The organism is Brevundimonas sp. NPDC055311 (assembly GCF_053645695.1).
In genome coordinates, this window is sequence record NZ_JBSHMV010000001.1 from 765524 (window position 1) to 779780 (window position 14257).

Here is a 14257-nt window from a genome sequence, read left to right on the forward strand (position 1 = left end):
CGCACCACGGCGCGATGGGTTCTCTTGCGCGAACTCAAAGGGCCTTCACGATCCCTTCGACCATCTTCTTGGCGTCGGCGAACAGCATCATGGTGTTGTCGCGGAAGAAGAGCTCGTTCTCGACCCCGGCGTAGCCGCTGCCCATCGACCGCTTGATGAACAGGACTGTGCCGGCCTTCTCCACGTCCAGGACCGGCATGCCGTAGATGGGCGACTGCGGATCGGTCTTGGCGGCCGGATTGGTCACGTCGTTGGCGCCGATGACGAAGGCCACGTCGGCCGAGGCGAATTCGCTGTTGATGTCCTCCAGCTCGAACACCTCGTCATAGGGGACGTTGGCCTCGGCCAGCAGGACGTTCATGTGCCCCGGCATCCGGCCCGCGACGGGGTGGATGGCGTATTTCACCTCGACGCCCTCTTCCTTCAGCGTGTCGGCCATTTCGCGCAGGGCGTGCTGGGCCTGGGCCACCGCCATGCCGTAGCCGGGCACGATTATGACCTTGGAGGCGTTCTTCATGATGAAGGCGGCGTCCTCGGCCGAGCCCTGCTTGACCGGCCGCGTCTCGACCGCCCCGCCGCCCGCCGCCGCGCCCGCCTCGGCGCCGAAGCCGCCCAGGATGACGCTGATGAAGCTGCGGTTCATCCCCTTGCACATGATGTAGCTGAGGATGGCCCCCGACGATCCGACCAGGGCGCCGGTGATGATCAGGGCGATGTTCTCCAGCGTGAAGCCCAGGGCCGCCGCCGCCCAGCCGGAATAGGAGTTCAGCATGGACACCACCACCGGCATGTCCGCTCCGCCGATGGGGATGATCAGAGTCGCGCCCAGGATCAGGGCGATGGCGAACACGCCCCAGAAGGCCCAGACCGCCGTCCCCCCCGTCCCGATCAGGACGCCGATCAGGAAGACCAGGGCCAGGGCCAGGGCGATGTTGATCAGGTGCCGCGCGGGCAAAAGGATCGGCGCCCCGCTCATCCGCCCGTCCAGCTTGGCGAAGGCGATGACCGAGCCGGTGAAGGTGATGGCCCCGATGGCGACGCCCAGGCTCAGCTCGACGATGGACAGGGTCTTGATCCCGCCCGTCGCCGTCATGATGCCGAAGGCGTCGGGCGCATAGACCGCCCCCACCGCCACCAGACAGGCGGCCAGCCCGACCAGGGAGTGAAACGCCGCGACCAGCTGCGGCATGGCGGTCATCGGCACGCGGTTGGCGATCACCGCGCCCGCGCCGCCGCCGACCACGACCCCGCCCGCAATCAGGGCCAGGGTCACGGGGTCCAGCGCCCCGCTGGTCCCCAGCGTCAGCAAGGTGACGCCGACGGCCAGGGCCATGCCGACCATGCCCAGCGTATTGCCCCTGCGGCTGGTCTCGGGGCTGGACAGCCCCCTGAGCGAGAGGATGAACAGAACCCCCGCCGCCAGATAGGCCAGCGCCGCGATCGATGCGTTCATCCCCTCCCCCTCTTTTCAGTCTCAGATCAGAATACGTTCACGACGGCGGGCGCCTCGCCGTTGGCGCCGGACGCCGTGGCCACGCCGTTCTTGACCACGGCCAGCCCGACCGCGCCGTCGCCCCCGGTCTTGGTCACCTTGCAACGCGCGTTGTCGCCCGGCAGGCGGCCCGCCATCCGACCGGCGCCCGTGTGGCTGATGCGGTTCATGTGCACGCCGCGAATGGTCACCGGCCGGAACCCGCATTCCAGCGCCCAGCTGGCGCCCTGCGGCGCGACCACCGACCAGTGCAGGCCACTATAGGGGTCCTGGCCCACCTCGCGGGCGGACTGGGCCGAGGCGGCGCCCGCGACGACGGCGGCGGCCGACAGGGCCAGGACGGAAATCAGGGAAGCTTTCATCACGCGATACTCTTCGGGGTTAGCGTTTGACGGATTGGGTACGCGACAGACGCCACAGCGCCGCCGCGATGAACAGCGGCCCGAGCAGGATCATCGCCCAGTCGAAGACCGTCATCTCCCGATCCTGAATGATGACCCGGGTCAGGATCGCGGCGAAAACCAGCACGATGCCGCAATCCTGGAAACGCAGCCGGTCGATCGGGTCGCGAACCCGCACCCAGCTCCACACCCACAGCGCCACGCCCAGAACGGTGACGCCCCAGGACAGGTAGAAGGCCAGCGATACGGGAGACAGGATCACGAGGCCTTGGGCCTTTCCTTCTTCTTGTACATGGCCAGCATCCGTCGCGTGACCATGAAGCCGCCGAAGATGTTGACGCTGGCCAAGGTGACGGCGGCCACGCCCGCGCCCTTGGCGATCCAGGCGTTCGGCCCGCCCGCCTGGGCGCTCAGCGCCGCCGCCGCGATCAGGCCGCCGACGATGATGACGCTGGAAATGGCGTTGGTGACGGCCATCAGCGGCGTGTGCAGCGCCGGCGTCACGCTCCAGACGACATAGTAGCCGACGAAGATCGACAGGACGAAGATCGCCAGGCGAAAGACAGTGGGATCGACGTGTTCCATCAGCCTCTCACTCCTTCATGCACCACGGCGCCGCCGTGGGTGACGACGGCGGCCTTGAGGATCTCCTCCTCCAGGTCGACCGACAGGGCGTCGTCCTTGATCATCAACCCCAGGAAGGCGACCAGGTTGCGGGCGTAAAGGGCGCTGGCGTCCGCCGCGATGCGGCCGGGCATGTTGCTCCAGCCGACGATCTTCACCCCATTGGCCGTGGTCACGACCTCGTTCGGCTTGGAGCCCTCGACATTGCCGCCTGCCTCGACCGCCAGATCGACGATGACCGAGCCGGGCTTCATCGAGCCGACGTGCGCCGCCGTCACCAGCTTCGGGGCGGGGCGGCCGGGGATCAGGGCCGTGGTGATGACCACGTCCTGCTTGATGATGTGGGCGGCGGTCAGGTCGGCCTGCTTGGCCTGATATTCGGCCGACATGGCCTTGGCGTAGCCCCCCGCCGTCTCTGCCGCCTTGAACTCCTCGTCCTCGACGGCGACGAATTTGGCGCCCAGGCTCTCGACCTGCTCCTTGGCGGCGGGGCGTACGTCGGTAGCCGTGACGACCGCCCCCAGACGCCGCGCGGTGGCGATGGCCTGAAGCCCCGCGACGCCCGCGCCCATGACGAAGACCTTGGCGGCGGCCACCGTCCCGGCGGCCGTCATCATCATGGGGAAGCCCTTGCCATAGGCGTAGGCCGCCTCGATCACCGCCCGATATCCGGCCAGGTTGGCCTGGGACGACAGGGCGTCCATCACCTGGGCGCGGGTGATGCGCGGCACGAATTCCATGGCGAAGGCGGTGGCGTTCGCGCCCCTCAACGCCTCGACCGTGGCCTTGTCGCGCCAGGCGTCCAGCAGGCCGACGACGACCGCGCCGGGCTTCAGGGCGCTGATTTCCGACGCCGTCGGGCCGCGCACCTTCAGAAGGACGTCCGCACCGGCCAGCGCCGCCGACAGGTCGGGCTTCACGCTGGCCCCCGCCTCGGCGTAGTCGGCGTCCGGCAGGGAGGAGCCCAGGCCCGTCCCGACCTCGACGCTCACCGTCGCCCCGAGGGCGACCAGCTTCTTCACCGTTTCGGGCGTTACAGCGCAACGCGTCTCGCCTTCACGGCGTTCACGGGTGACGGCGATGGCGACAGCCAAGCGAATCCCTCCCACTCCCCAGGGTCGAACCGACGTTAGGCCGAAGCCGGAGCAGGCGTCAAAGCCAAGTCGTCTCGATAAGGCGATTTTTTCGCGACCTTCGCCGCTTCACCGCCCGCCGTCGCAAGGTTCTTGCTCACTTCGCCGCAATCCGCGCAAGCAAAAGGCCCGCCGAACCTGCCGACGGGCCTCGTGCAAACCGATCTGGGAGAAAGGCGCTCCCTAGGCCGAAACCTTGTTCTTCAGAACAAAGAAGCCGACCACCGCCATCACGGCGGAGCTGATGAAGGCGGGAACGAAGCCCGCTCCCACGCCGAACCACACCGTCAGGAATAGGATCAGCACGGCCATGGCCAGCGACAGCCACTTGGTCAGGCCCATGAACAGGCTCCAGGTCCAGGCCTGTTCCGAGATGTTCATTTCCCCGTGGACGTGGGGGGCGGTCGCTTCAGCGTGCTGGTCGGCCATGGGGTCTTCCAAAAAAGAGTCGGGATTTCGACGGCTCTTATAGCGAGGCCTGCGCGCGGCTCAAGCCCGTCGCGGCCACAAGCGCCTCAGTCCAGGCTTTCCAGAACCGAGCGGGCGAAGGCTGCGATGTCGAACGGCTTGCCCGCAGGGTCTTCGCCGCGCCGCACGATGACCACCTGACGGCTGGGCACGATCACCACATACTGCCCGCGATTGCCGAAGGCGGCGAAGGCGTCGGCCGGCACGCCCTCGGATCGGTTCAGCAGCCAGAAGGTCGCGCCATAGCCGAAGTCGCCCGTCGGCGGCTGAGGCCCGGCAGGAGCCGTGACGTAGTCGCGCCAGCCCTGCGGCAGAAGGCGCTCGCCCTCCCACATCCCGTCCTGCAGATACAGTTGGCCGAAGCGGGCCAGATCGCGCGCCGTCGTCCAGACCTGGCTCGACAGGATGTAGTTGCCGCGCCAGTCGGTCTCGGCCCAGGTGTGAGTCATGCCCAGCGTGTCGAACAGTTCGGCGGGCGGATGGGCCTCGAACGTCGACGCCGCCGCCATGACCGCCAGCAGGGTGTCGTTGTTGGCGTAGCGATAGACCGTCCCGACCGGCGCCAGCAGCGGCCAGCCCGGCGCCTGCTCGTCCGCCGCCGTGCCGCCGAAATAGAGGGCGTCGGTGCGATTGCCCGCCGTGTCGCTGGTCAGGCCCGAAGACATCCGCATCAGGGCGTCGACCGTGATGGCCGCGCGCGGGTCACCGGGGCGGCTCCAATTGGCGATGGCGGCGGGGGCCTTCACATCCAGTTCGCCGCGCTGGACCGCCGCGCCGATGACGGTTCCGGCCAGGCTCTTGGCCACCGACCATGTGCGCTGGGGCGTGTTCGGCCCGAAGTCGGGGGCATAGCGTTCCGCCACCCGCTTGCCGCCCTGCATCACCACCACGCCGGTGGTGTTGGTTCCTTCGCCGAAGCCCTGATCGAAGGCGCGGCCGACGGCGGCCTCCAGCGCCCGGGCGTTCCCCTTGGGCCGCGCCGTCGGCAGATCCGGCGCCGAGCCCCGGCGCGCCAGCGAGGCGCGTTCAGGCGCGCTCCCCTGCACATAGCCCATCGGCTCGATGACGCACCCGCGTCCGTCGGTCCAGGTCGCGACACGCGGCGGCGCGGCCTGATCCCAGGCGACGGTGACGAGGTCGCCCGCCATCTCAACCTTCATGGCGCCGACCAGCGACTGAAGTTCAGGATAGATGCCGACCAGTTCGTTCGCCTCGACGCTGGCGACCGTCCGCTCGGCCCCTGCGGCTCGCGCCGAATGAACGGCGCTGCACACCGTCAGCGCCTTGTAGCCCGCCGCCAGGGCGCGGTGGTTGGCCGAGGCCTCGGTCTGGGCGAGAACCGTCGTCGGCAGGGCGAGAACGGCGGCGAGAACAAGAACACGGGACGCGATTTTCATGCGGCCACGCTTCAACGCCGCACGCGCCCCTGTCAACGCATAGTCGTCAGCCCAGCGCCTCGAACCGGTCGATCAGGCCTTCCAGCCGCTTGGTCCCGATGGTCCAGAAGACCGGGTCGCGCGGGTTCAGGCCGAACGGCTTCAGCGCCTCGACATAGGTCCGCGCCCCGCCGCCGGACAGCAGCTCGCGATACAGGGGCGTAAAGGCCGCCGGATCCTTTGCCCGCGTCTCCATCAGCGCCGCGACCAGCAGGTCGCCGAACGCATAGGCGTAGACATAGAAGGGCGCGTGGACGAAGTGGCTGACATAGGCCCACCAGTCTTCATAGCCGGTCAGGTCGACCGACGGGCCGAGGCTGGCGCCCAGTTCCTCCATCCAGATTTCACGGATGCGCTCGACCGGAACCTCGCCCGCCGCCCGCTCGTCGTGGAAGCGCGTCTCGAAGCGGTGGAAGGCGATCTGACGCACCACCGTATTCAGCCCGTCCTCGATCCGCCCCGCCAACAGAGCGCGCTGTTCGTCCGGCGTCGCCTCGGCCAGCAGGCGGTCGAAAGTCAGCCCCTCGGCGAAGATCGACGCCGTCTCGGCCAGCGTCAGCGGCGTATCGGCCAGCAGACTGCCCTGCCCCGCCGCCAGCGTCTGGTGGACCCCGTGGCCCAGTTCGTGAGCCAGCGTCAGCACGTCGCGCCGCTCGCCCATCCAGTTCAGGAAGACATAGGGGTGGCGGTCCGCCGTCACCGGGTGGGCGTAGGCGCCGGACTGCTTGCCCGCCCGCGCCCGCGCGTCGATCCACGGCCGGTCGAAGAACCAGCCCGCCCGCTCGGCGAAATCCCCGCCCAGATCGGCGAAACTGGACAGCACCACCTCGCGCCCGGCCGCCCAGTCATAGGCGCGCGACGCCGCCGCCTCGATCGGGGCGTTGCGGTCCCAGTGGGCCAGCCTGTCCTTGCCCATCGCCCTGGCCTTCAGCGCATAATAGCGATGCGACAGACGCGGATAGGCTTCAGCCACCGCCTCGGCCATGGCGTCCACGCTCTCGCCGTCGACCTCATTGCCCAGATGACGGCTGTCGGCGGGACGTTTGAAGCCGCGCTTCTTGTCCTCCAGCGCCTTCTCGGCGGCGACGGTGTTCAGCACCATGGCCATGGTCCGGGCGATGCCGGAAAAGGCCGTCGACAGGCCCTGGCCCGCCGCCTGACGCTTGGCGGCGTCGGGGTCGCTGAGACGGTTCAGGCCCTCGGCGAGGGTCAGTTCCTCATCGCCTACGGGTGCGCGCAGCACGGCCAGGGTCTCGTCGAACAGGCGCGGCCACTGGGCCTGGATCGGTCCGCGCTCGGCGATGAAGGTCTCAAGCTCGGCCGACAGTTCGTGCGGCTTCATCGCCCGCACCCGGCGCAGCCACGGCGCCCAGCGCGCGGCAGGCCCATGGGCCGTCAGGGCCGTCTCCACCGCCGCCTCGTCCAGCGCATTGATCTCCAGTGTCAGCCAGACGGTCGGCGTGGCGATGACGGTCAGCTTCTCGCGTACATCGGCCTCGAACCCTTGCGCCGCCGCATCCTCGCGGTTGGTCGAGGCGGCCAGGAAGGCGTAGGCGCCCAGCCCCCCCATCACATCCGCCGCCTGCTCATAAAGCCCGATCGCCTCATCCAGCGCTCGGCCCAGCTCGGCGCCCGACAGGGCTGCCAGCCGCCCCTGAAATCCGTTCATCTGCTCCACCAGCCCCCTGGCCCGCTCCAGGTCGGCGGCGATGCGCGGGTCTTCGCGCGAGGCGTAGAAGTCGGACAGATCCCACAGCGGGGCGTCAGCGAATTCGGTCGGTTTGACAGGGGCGTTCATGCCCTTGGTTGTGGGGAGGCCAGCCGCGCGATGCAAGCCGCTCTTCTTCCTCCTCCCCTTGCGGGAGAAGGAACAGGCGGGGCTTTCCATCCTCGTAATCCAGCGTCACCCTGCCTGCGAAGGCTCAGCAGAGGCGCCCCATGACCTACCCCACCCACGACATCACCGGCCGCGCCTCGCTCGAGGGCGCGCGCGGGCTCGCAGCCGTCCGTATCGGGATCGGCCTGATCCAGGGGCTGATCCTCTATCTCTTGTATCGCTCGGCGTCGGACAACGCGGCCCTGGCCTGGCCTGCCACCCAGCCTTCGCTGTTCGCCGCCCTGGTGCTGGCGGCGACGTTCGCTCCGATCATGCTGCTGGCGGGCGTCGGGCGGATGGGATGGAAGGCGCTGGCGCTGTGGGGCGCGATCGCGGCGGCGGTCCTGGCGCTGCTGGGCTGGCACGACGCGGCCCAGCAGGCCAGCGACTATTTCCGCCCGCCCTATCTGCGTTTCCCGGTCGTCGCCTTCGCGGCGGCGGCCCTCTTCATCGCCCATCACCTGATCGTTCCGGCGGTCGAGGGGCGGCGCTGGGTCGCCGACTACGACGACTATTTCGACACGGCGTGGAAGGCCGGGGTGCAACTGGTCCTGTCTCTGGGGTTCACCGGCGCCTTCTGGCTGCTGCTGTTCCTGGGCGCGGCCCTGTTCCGCGTCATCGGTCTCAGCTTCCTGTCCGATCTGCTGGGCGAGGAATGGTTCTCCATCCCCGTCACCTGCCTGGTCTTCGCCGTGGCGGTGCAGCTGACCGACGCGCGCGGCGGCCTGATCCGGGGCGTGCGGACGGTGGCGCTGATGCTGCTGTCCTGGCTGCTGCTGGTCATCACCGTGCTGGTGGCGGGCTTCCTGGCCGCCCTGCCCTTCACCGGCCTGGACGGGCTGTGGAAGACGGGCAGCGCCACGGCCCTGGTGCTGTCGGCCGCCGCCGCCCTGATCGTGCTGATCAACACGGCCTATCAGGACGGGCGCGAGGACAATCTGCCGCCCGCCGCCCTGCGCGCGGCGGTGCGGGTCGCCTCAGTGCTGCTGACGCCGCTGATCCTGATCGCGCTCTGGGGTCTGTCCTTGCGCATCGGCCAGCACGGCCTGACGCCCGACCGCATCATCGCTTCGGCCTGCGCCCTGGTCGGCGTCCTCTACGCCGCCGGATACGGATGGGCCGCCCTGTCGCCCCTGTGGCGCAAGAGCGCCTGGATGAAGCCGCTGGAGCGCACCAACGTCCTGGCCGCCGTGCTGACGGTGCTGGTCATCCTGGCCCTGTTCAGCCCCCTGGCCGACCCGGCCCGCCTGTCCGTCAACGACCAGATGGCCCGGCTGAAGCGCGGCGCCGTCAGCGCGGCCCAGTTCGACTACGCCTTCCTGCGCTTCGGCGCGGGCAAGACGGGACGCGCCGCCCTGGCCGAGCTGGCGAAATCCTCCGACGCAGAGATCGCCCGCCGCGCCAAGGCGGCCCAAACCTCGACCTCGCGCTATGACGTCGAGGAAGCCGCCCTGCCCGCGCGCGCGCCGAACATCGCCCCCTGGCCGGCGGACAAGCCCCTGCCTGCCGCCTTCCTGGCCCCGACAGCGCCCCCTGATCCGCGCTACGTCTGCAACAGCGAAGACAACTGCCTCGCCGCGCAGCGCGACCTGAACGGCGACGGCCGCGATGAGATTCTGCTGGCGACCACCTACAACATCGCTCTGTTCGCACAGGACGCAGACGGCCGCTGGGTCCATCAGGGCGACTATCAGGTTCCGCATTGCCCCGGCCCCGGCCGTCGCGACCTGCGCGAGGCGCTCAAGCATCCCGACCTCAAGGCCGCCGCCTCACCCTGGCCCGATCTGAACATGGGCGCCGTGACCGGGCGGCTGCAGCCGGAAACCGTCTGTCCAAAGCCTGTCGCCGTTAACCCCTGACTCAGGTCTCCGAAACTCCATCTTCATTCCCTCCGTTCTAGGTTTGTGTCGAAACGAGCCAGTCCCGACCTAACGAGGACGGCCGTTCGATGGTGATGTTGAAGGGTGTGTTCCTATGGCCAAGACCGTTCTGGTCGTCGACGATGATCCCACGCAGCGCCGCCTGATCCAGGCGGTGCTGGACCGCGAAGGCTATGCGGTCGTCCACGCCGAGAGCGGGGGCGAGGCCATCGACCGCCTGACCAAGGGCGGCGGCGCCGACGTCGTTCTGCTGGACCTCGTCATGCCGGGTCTGTCGGGCCTGGAAGCCCTGGCCGAGATGCGCACGGCGGGCGTCACGACCCCCGTCATCGTGCTGACGGCCAACGGCGGCATCGAGACGGTGGTCCGGGCCATGCAGGCCGGGGCCCAGGATTTCTTCGTCAAGCCGGTCGGCCCCGAACGCCTGCTGGTCGGCGTGCGCAACGCCCTGCAGATGACCCAGTTGACCGCCGAGATCGGCCGTCTGAAGAAGCGGGCCACGGGCCGCTCCTCGTTCGACGACATGGTCGGCGACAGCGAGCCCATGCGCATGGTCAAGGCGCTGGGCCAGCGGGCGGCCAAGTCCTCCATCCCCGTCCTGATCACCGGCGAAAGCGGCGTGGGCAAGGAAGTCATCGCCCGCGCCCTGCACGGCGCCTCGGACCGGGCGGGCAAGCCCTTCGTCGCGGTCAACTGCGGCGCCCTGCCCGCCAATCTGGTCGAATCCATCCTGTTCGGCCACGAGAAGGGCGCCTTCACCGGCGCTCATGAGAAACACGCCGGCAAGTTCGTCGAGGCGAACGGCGGCACCCTGTTCCTGGACGAGATCGGCGAACTGCCGCTGGACATGCAGGTCAAGCTGCTGCGCGCCCTTCAGGAGGGCGAGGTCGATCCGGTCGGCGGCAAACGCCCGGTCAAGGTCGACGTCCGCATCGTCTCGGCCACCAACCGCGACCCGGCCCAGCAGGTGAAGGAAGGCGCCTTCCGCGAAGACCTCTTCTATCGCCTGAACGTCTTCCCGATCGAGGCCCCGGCCCTGCGCGAACGGCGCGAGGACATCCCGGCCCTGGTCGAGCATTTCATCGCCCGCTTCAACGTCGAGGAAGGCAAGCGGGTCGCCGGCTGCTCGCCCGAGACCCTGGCCCTGCTGCAGGGCCACGACTGGCCCGGCAACGTCCGCCAGTTGGAGAACGCCGTCTATCGCGCCCTGGTCCTGGCCGACTCGCCCCTGTTGCAGCCGCACGACTTCCCGGCCATCTCGGGCGTCGCCGTGCCGCTGGACGACATGGCCGCAGCGCCGGCCGGCGACAGCGCCTCGGCCGCGGCGTCGCATTCCGCCTCCGCCGACGATGACGGCCTGCACGACAGCCCGGTCCGCATCACCGATGATCGCGGCCACGTCCGCACCCTGGAGCAGATCGAACGCGACCTGATCCAGCACGCGATCGAGGTCTATTCCGGCCACATGTCCGAGATCGCCCGCCGCCTGGGCATCGGTCGCTCCACCCTCTACCGCAAGGTCCGCGAACAGGGGCTGGAAGAGCAGGTCAAGGAAGCGGGCTGAGGACGTCGTCCTCGGTCAAACGGGTCAGTCGGACGGAGGGCCATAGCGGTTCGGCCCCTTCGTCCCGTCCAGCACCAACAGGACGATCAGCCCCAGCAGACAGATGATGTAGATCAGGTTGTTGGCGAACAGCAGGAAGAAGAGGTCCATCGACGGGGCCTCCGCTTCCGACTGCATCATCTGATCCATCATGCGCGGGAACAGCAGCAGTCCCGTCGTCAGAAAAACCACCGGCGGCAGCCCCCACCATCCAGCCCGGCCGGTGTCATGCAGCCGCCGCGTCACCGCCGCCGCCAGCAGGATCACCGTCAGCGCCGCAGCGATGCCGACCGCCGTGAAGACCAGGCCGAAATCCGGCATGGCGATCGCCTCGGGGTCGTGGATCTGCACCGAGTAATAGCCCGGCCCGCTCACCACCGTGGCCTGATCAGGGTTTGCAGCGGCATAGGCTGTCGCCTCGGCGAAGACACCGGCCATCAGCGGAACCATCACCGCCGCCATTCCGACATAGGCCAACGCCAGGACCACCAGGGCATAGGGCCAGAAACGCCCGCGCCGGTCGCGCCCGCTGAAATCCGTCAATCGCCTGAAACCGTCCAGTATCGTCCACACGCGCGCCCCCTTCTTTGCCAGAATCAACTCGACGCACAGGGGTACGCCAGCCAGGGGCGAAGGTCATGCCATTCCCCTGAGAATGGAACCGTGCGCAGCCGATCCACGCTTGCTGGCTGAACGCAACGAACAGCAACAGGCGATGCAGACGATGGACGCGCATTTCCGACTGGACGGACAGGTCGCCCTGGTGACGGGTGCAGGGGCGGGCATCGGCCGCGCCATCGCTGAGACCTTCGCCGCGGCGGGCGCCGCGGTGGCCGTCACCGATCTGGACGCGGCCAGGGCCCTGGCCGTGGCGGACGGCGTGGTCCGCGCGGGCGGACATGCCGTCAGCCTGGCCTGCGACGTCACCGATGAAGCCCAGCGCATCGCCGCCGTCGAGGCGGTCGTCGCGGCCTTCGGCAAGCTGACCCTGCTGGTGAACAATGCGGGCGGCGGCGGGCCCAAGCCGTTCGACATGCCGATGAGCGATTTCGAGCGCGCCTATCAGCTCAACGTCTTCGCGCCCTTCCGCTTCATGCAGTTGGCCGCGCCGCACATGCAGGACGCGGGCGGCGGGGCGATCCTCAACATCACCTCGATGGCCGGCGACAACAAGAACGCCCGCATGGCGTCCTACGGATCGTCCAAGGCGGCGGTCAGTCATCTGACCCGCAACGTCGCGTTCGACCTGGGCCCCAGGGGCATTCGCGTCAACGCCGTCGCGCCGGGCGCCATCAAGACCGACGCCCTGGCCAGCGTTCTGACGCCCGAGATCGAAGAGGCCATGCTGAAACACACGCCTCTGGGCCGTCTGGGCCAACCCGACGACATCGCCCGCGCGGCGCTGTTCCTGTGTTCCCCCGCCGCGTCATGGATCAGCGGCCAGATCCTGACCGTTTCCGGCGGCGGCGTTCAGGAATTGGACTGACCGATCCCCTTCCGGGGTTTTAACGGCGAGCTTTACAGGCCACACCTCGTCGTCCTGTTCACGTAGGGGAGCGTGCCATCATGTTTCGTCCTGCCGCCATCGCCTTGAGCCTGGCGTCCGTCGCCATCCTGACCGCCGCCTGCTCCAATGCGGAAGCGCCGGCGAAGGCCGAGGCCGCCGCCTCCGCCGCGTCCAGGGTCGTCCTGCCGCCCGAATGCGAGAATCATCCCCTGCTGGCCGCCATGCCCGCGGCCGGGACCATCGCCGGCAAACCCCTGACGGAAATCGAGTGCCAGGCCTTCTCCGTCTCCATGACCTATGGCGAGCCGGGAACCAGCGCCGAAATCCTGCTGATCGATTCCAAGGCGCCCGTTCCGGAGGAAAGCGGCCCCCTCTCCGGCCTGCTCGCCGGAGCGCAGGAGACCGCTTTCAAGAGCGTCGTCGCAGGCGTGGAAATGACCAAGGGCGTGCGTGAGATGGCCTTGTCGTCTCCCCCCGCCCTGGCCTCGATCGGCGGCGAGGACTACCTGGCCGTGGTCATGGACAGCCCGACCGGCGAGACCGTCGTCATCGGCGTCGAACCCAAGGATTCAGGCGGCCGCGTCGGCTCGCTGATGAGCGCGCTCAAGGGCCGCTACGGCCTGACCATCCACATCGAACAGGATGAGTTGTCCGGCGCCGCCGCCGCCCGCACGGCCTATCAGCCCTACCTGTCGGCCATGCGCCTGAACGCCCTGCCATAAGGAAGGAAAGGGCGGCAATCTCGCTCGCCGCCCCTCCTCATCAGCTTCGGCTGACCGTCAGGGTATAGGAGCCCGTCTCATCACGCCGCGCCATGGCGCGAGGCTGATAGGGGGTGATGACGTAGGTCGTGTCCTTCGAGGCTTTCAACTCGGCGGTTTCACCATCGACCTCGCCCCGGAACACGGCGGCGCCGCTCTGATCCGCCGCGTCGCTGATGTTGAAGTACAGGTTGGCGTTCGACGGCTTGAAGGCGACCCTCAACGTCTGGCCGGACGCGACGGGCACGGCGTAAACCGGCGCCGCATAGCCCTTCACCATCCCTTCCTTCGTCACCGACCCGACCCGCTCGAAGGTCAGCGTCTCCAACGTGGAGCCTTCCTCGCGGACGAAGGCGCGCGCCGCCGCCTCGTCGACGGCGGGCAGGGCCTGGGTCGTCCCGGACGCCGGAGCGACCGCCTGGGGCGCGGCCGCTGGGCCGCCGCTGAGATCCGGCGTCGCCTCGGATGCGGCCTCGGGCGCAGCGCCCGGCCGGTCCCCGCAGGCCGCCAGCGCCAGGCTCAGACTCATAAGGCCGCCGGTCAGGGCGGCGGGAACGAAGCGTTTCATCGGTCTTCCCTCTCAAAGGGCGGAAATCCGCAGGCGCAACGTCCGGCCCAGCAAGGCGGTTGCCTCATTCGTCCGCCTCGCGCTCCGGCGCCCTCCCCGGCCGTCGGCCGAATCGACGCGGCTCGCCCTTGGCCTTGGCGGTGATCTCTTTCAGCTTGCGGCCCTGCATGGCCGACAGGGCCTGGCCCGGCGCGCCCTTTTCCGGATCGGCGAAGGCGCGTCCGTGTTCACGAACCCGCTCCCCGACCGAATCGAGGAACTCGCCCTCCCAGTCGGACAGGGAAACGCCTGCCTTCTCTGCCGAGCGGCGGGCGCGTTTCAGGGCGTTGAGCGCAGAGCGCCTTGCCGCCTCGCGCTGTTGCTCCCAGGGGCTCAACAGCTTGGTTTTAGCGGCGCTATCGCCCTTCGGGCTGCTTGAGCGCGGTTTAGCGGTGCCACCGCTCTTCGGCTTGAAACCGCTGGAACGCAGCTTCGCGCCGCCGCCCTTCACGCTGCTCGAGCCTGAAGG

General features: G+C 68.8%; 15 protein-coding genes. 4 read left to right on the forward strand and 11 right to left on the reverse strand.

The window, feature by feature from the left end:
* Window positions 1–34: 34 nt before the first annotated feature.
* From ACWIDZ_RS03570 to ACWIDZ_RS03605, 8 genes are all read right to left on the reverse strand, one after another.
* Window positions 35–1453, reverse strand: coding sequence for an NAD(P)(+) transhydrogenase (Re/Si-specific) subunit beta (locus tag ACWIDZ_RS03570; protein ID WP_453988791.1), 1419 nt, complete (start codon window positions 1451–1453; stop codon window positions 35–37).
* Between the two features lie 26 nt (window positions 1454–1479).
* On the reverse strand, window positions 1480–1854 hold the full coding sequence (locus ACWIDZ_RS03575) for a hypothetical protein (protein WP_291777091.1): 375 nt from the start codon (window positions 1852–1854) through the stop codon (window positions 1480–1482).
* 19 nt (window positions 1855–1873) lie between these two features.
* Window positions 1874–2155 carry a hypothetical protein gene (locus tag ACWIDZ_RS03580; protein ID WP_291776692.1) on the reverse strand — a complete coding sequence of 94 codons (282 nt, stop codon included), beginning with the start codon at window positions 2153–2155 and terminating at the stop codon, window positions 1874–1876.
* Window positions 2152–2478 (reverse strand): NAD(P) transhydrogenase subunit alpha, encoded by a 327-nt coding sequence (locus tag ACWIDZ_RS03585; RefSeq protein WP_338578202.1) that lies wholly within the window; start codon window positions 2476–2478, stop codon window positions 2152–2154. Before ACWIDZ_RS03585 ends, ACWIDZ_RS03580 begins: the two co-directional genes overlap by 4 nt.
* The gene (locus ACWIDZ_RS03590; protein WP_453988792.1) at window positions 2478–3611 is read right to left on the reverse strand and encodes a Re/Si-specific NAD(P)(+) transhydrogenase subunit alpha; all 1134 of its coding nucleotides are present in this window, start codon (window positions 3609–3611) and stop codon (window positions 2478–2480) included. Before ACWIDZ_RS03590 ends, ACWIDZ_RS03585 begins: the two co-directional genes overlap by 1 nt.
* A 222-nt stretch (window positions 3612–3833) precedes the next feature.
* Window positions 3834–4079, reverse strand: a complete 246-nt coding sequence (locus ACWIDZ_RS03595) for an aa3-type cytochrome c oxidase subunit IV (RefSeq protein WP_291776698.1) — start codon at window positions 4077–4079, stop codon at window positions 3834–3836.
* 86 nt (window positions 4080–4165) lie between these two features.
* Entirely contained in the window at window positions 4166–5515 is a 1350-nt protein-coding gene (locus ACWIDZ_RS03600) for a serine hydrolase domain-containing protein (protein WP_453988793.1), read from the reverse strand.
* Between the two features lie 46 nt (window positions 5516–5561).
* Window positions 5562–7352 carry a M3 family oligoendopeptidase gene (locus tag ACWIDZ_RS03605; protein WP_453988794.1) on the reverse strand — a complete coding sequence of 597 codons (1791 nt, stop codon included), beginning with the start codon at window positions 7350–7352 and terminating at the stop codon, window positions 5562–5564.
* Window positions 7353–7492: 140 nt separating this feature from the next.
* On the opposite strand from ACWIDZ_RS03605, the gene ACWIDZ_RS03610 reads away from it, so the two are divergent.
* Complete coding sequence (locus tag ACWIDZ_RS03610; RefSeq protein ID WP_453988795.1) at window positions 7493–9289, forward strand: DUF4153 domain-containing protein; 1797 nt, start codon at window positions 7493–7495, stop codon at window positions 9287–9289.
* A gap of 115 nt (window positions 9290–9404) precedes the next feature.
* Window positions 9405–10874 (forward strand): sigma-54-dependent transcriptional regulator, encoded by a 1470-nt coding sequence (locus ACWIDZ_RS03615; protein WP_343828809.1) that lies wholly within the window; start codon window positions 9405–9407, stop codon window positions 10872–10874.
* 24 nt (window positions 10875–10898) lie between these two features.
* On the opposite strand, the gene ACWIDZ_RS03620 is transcribed toward ACWIDZ_RS03615, so the two are convergent.
* The gene (locus ACWIDZ_RS03620) at window positions 10899–11456 is read right to left on the reverse strand and encodes a DUF805 domain-containing protein (RefSeq protein ID WP_454071086.1); all 558 of its coding nucleotides are present in this window, start codon (window positions 11454–11456) and stop codon (window positions 10899–10901) included.
* Window positions 11457–11595: 139 nt separating this feature from the next.
* Between ACWIDZ_RS03620 and hdhA the strand changes: the two genes are divergently transcribed.
* Complete coding sequence (gene hdhA / locus ACWIDZ_RS03625) at window positions 11596–12399, forward strand: 7-alpha-hydroxysteroid dehydrogenase (protein ID WP_453988797.1); 804 nt, start codon at window positions 11596–11598, stop codon at window positions 12397–12399.
* 80 nt (window positions 12400–12479) lie between these two features.
* The gene (locus ACWIDZ_RS03630) at window positions 12480–13142 is read left to right on the forward strand and encodes a hypothetical protein (protein ID WP_453988798.1); all 663 of its coding nucleotides are present in this window, start codon (window positions 12480–12482) and stop codon (window positions 13140–13142) included.
* 40 nt (window positions 13143–13182) lie between these two features.
* Here the strand turns inward: ACWIDZ_RS03630 and ACWIDZ_RS03635 are convergent, their stop codons facing one another.
* Both ACWIDZ_RS03635 and ACWIDZ_RS03640 read right to left on the reverse strand, forming a co-directional pair.
* The gene (locus ACWIDZ_RS03635; protein ID WP_453988800.1) at window positions 13183–13749 is read right to left on the reverse strand and encodes a hypothetical protein; all 567 of its coding nucleotides are present in this window, start codon (window positions 13747–13749) and stop codon (window positions 13183–13185) included.
* 64 nt (window positions 13750–13813) lie between these two features.
* Window positions 13814–14128, reverse strand: coding sequence for a hypothetical protein (locus tag ACWIDZ_RS03640; RefSeq protein ID WP_346521312.1), 315 nt, complete (start codon window positions 14126–14128; stop codon window positions 13814–13816).
* Between the last annotated feature and the right edge of the window lie 129 nt (window positions 14129–14257).

What these genes read in the sequence shown, in the direction of transcription:
- ACWIDZ_RS03575 (WP_291777091.1), bottom strand. Translation starts at nt 1,854, where the DNA reads ATGAAAGCTTCCCTGATTTCCGTCCTGGCCCTGTCGGCCGCCGCCGTC.
- ACWIDZ_RS03585 (WP_338578202.1), bottom strand. Translation starts at nt 2,478, where the DNA reads ATGGAACACGTCGATCCCACTGTCTTTCGCCTGGCGATCTTCGTCCTG.
- ACWIDZ_RS03570 (WP_453988791.1), bottom strand. Translation starts at nt 1,453, where the DNA reads ATGAACGCATCGATCGCGGCGCTGGCCTATCTGGCGGCGGGGGTTCTG.
- ACWIDZ_RS03610 (WP_453988795.1), top strand. Translation starts at nt 7,493, where the DNA reads ATGACCTACCCCACCCACGACATCACCGGCCGCGCCTCGCTCGAGGGC.
- ACWIDZ_RS03635 (WP_453988800.1), bottom strand. Translation starts at nt 13,749, where the DNA reads ATGAAACGCTTCGTTCCCGCCGCCCTGACCGGCGGCCTTATGAGTCTG.
- ACWIDZ_RS03630 (WP_453988798.1), top strand. Translation starts at nt 12,480, where the DNA reads ATGTTTCGTCCTGCCGCCATCGCCTTGAGCCTGGCGTCCGTCGCCATC.
- ACWIDZ_RS03600 (WP_453988793.1), bottom strand. Translation starts at nt 5,515, where the DNA reads ATGAAAATCGCGTCCCGTGTTCTTGTTCTCGCCGCCGTTCTCGCCCTG.
- ACWIDZ_RS03605 (WP_453988794.1), bottom strand. Translation starts at nt 7,352, where the DNA reads ATGAACGCCCCTGTCAAACCGACCGAATTCGCTGACGCCCCGCTGTGG.
- ACWIDZ_RS03615 (WP_343828809.1), top strand. Translation starts at nt 9,405, where the DNA reads ATGGCCAAGACCGTTCTGGTCGTCGACGATGATCCCACGCAGCGCCGC.
- ACWIDZ_RS03595 (WP_291776698.1), bottom strand. Translation starts at nt 4,079, where the DNA reads ATGGCCGACCAGCACGCTGAAGCGACCGCCCCCCACGTCCACGGGGAA.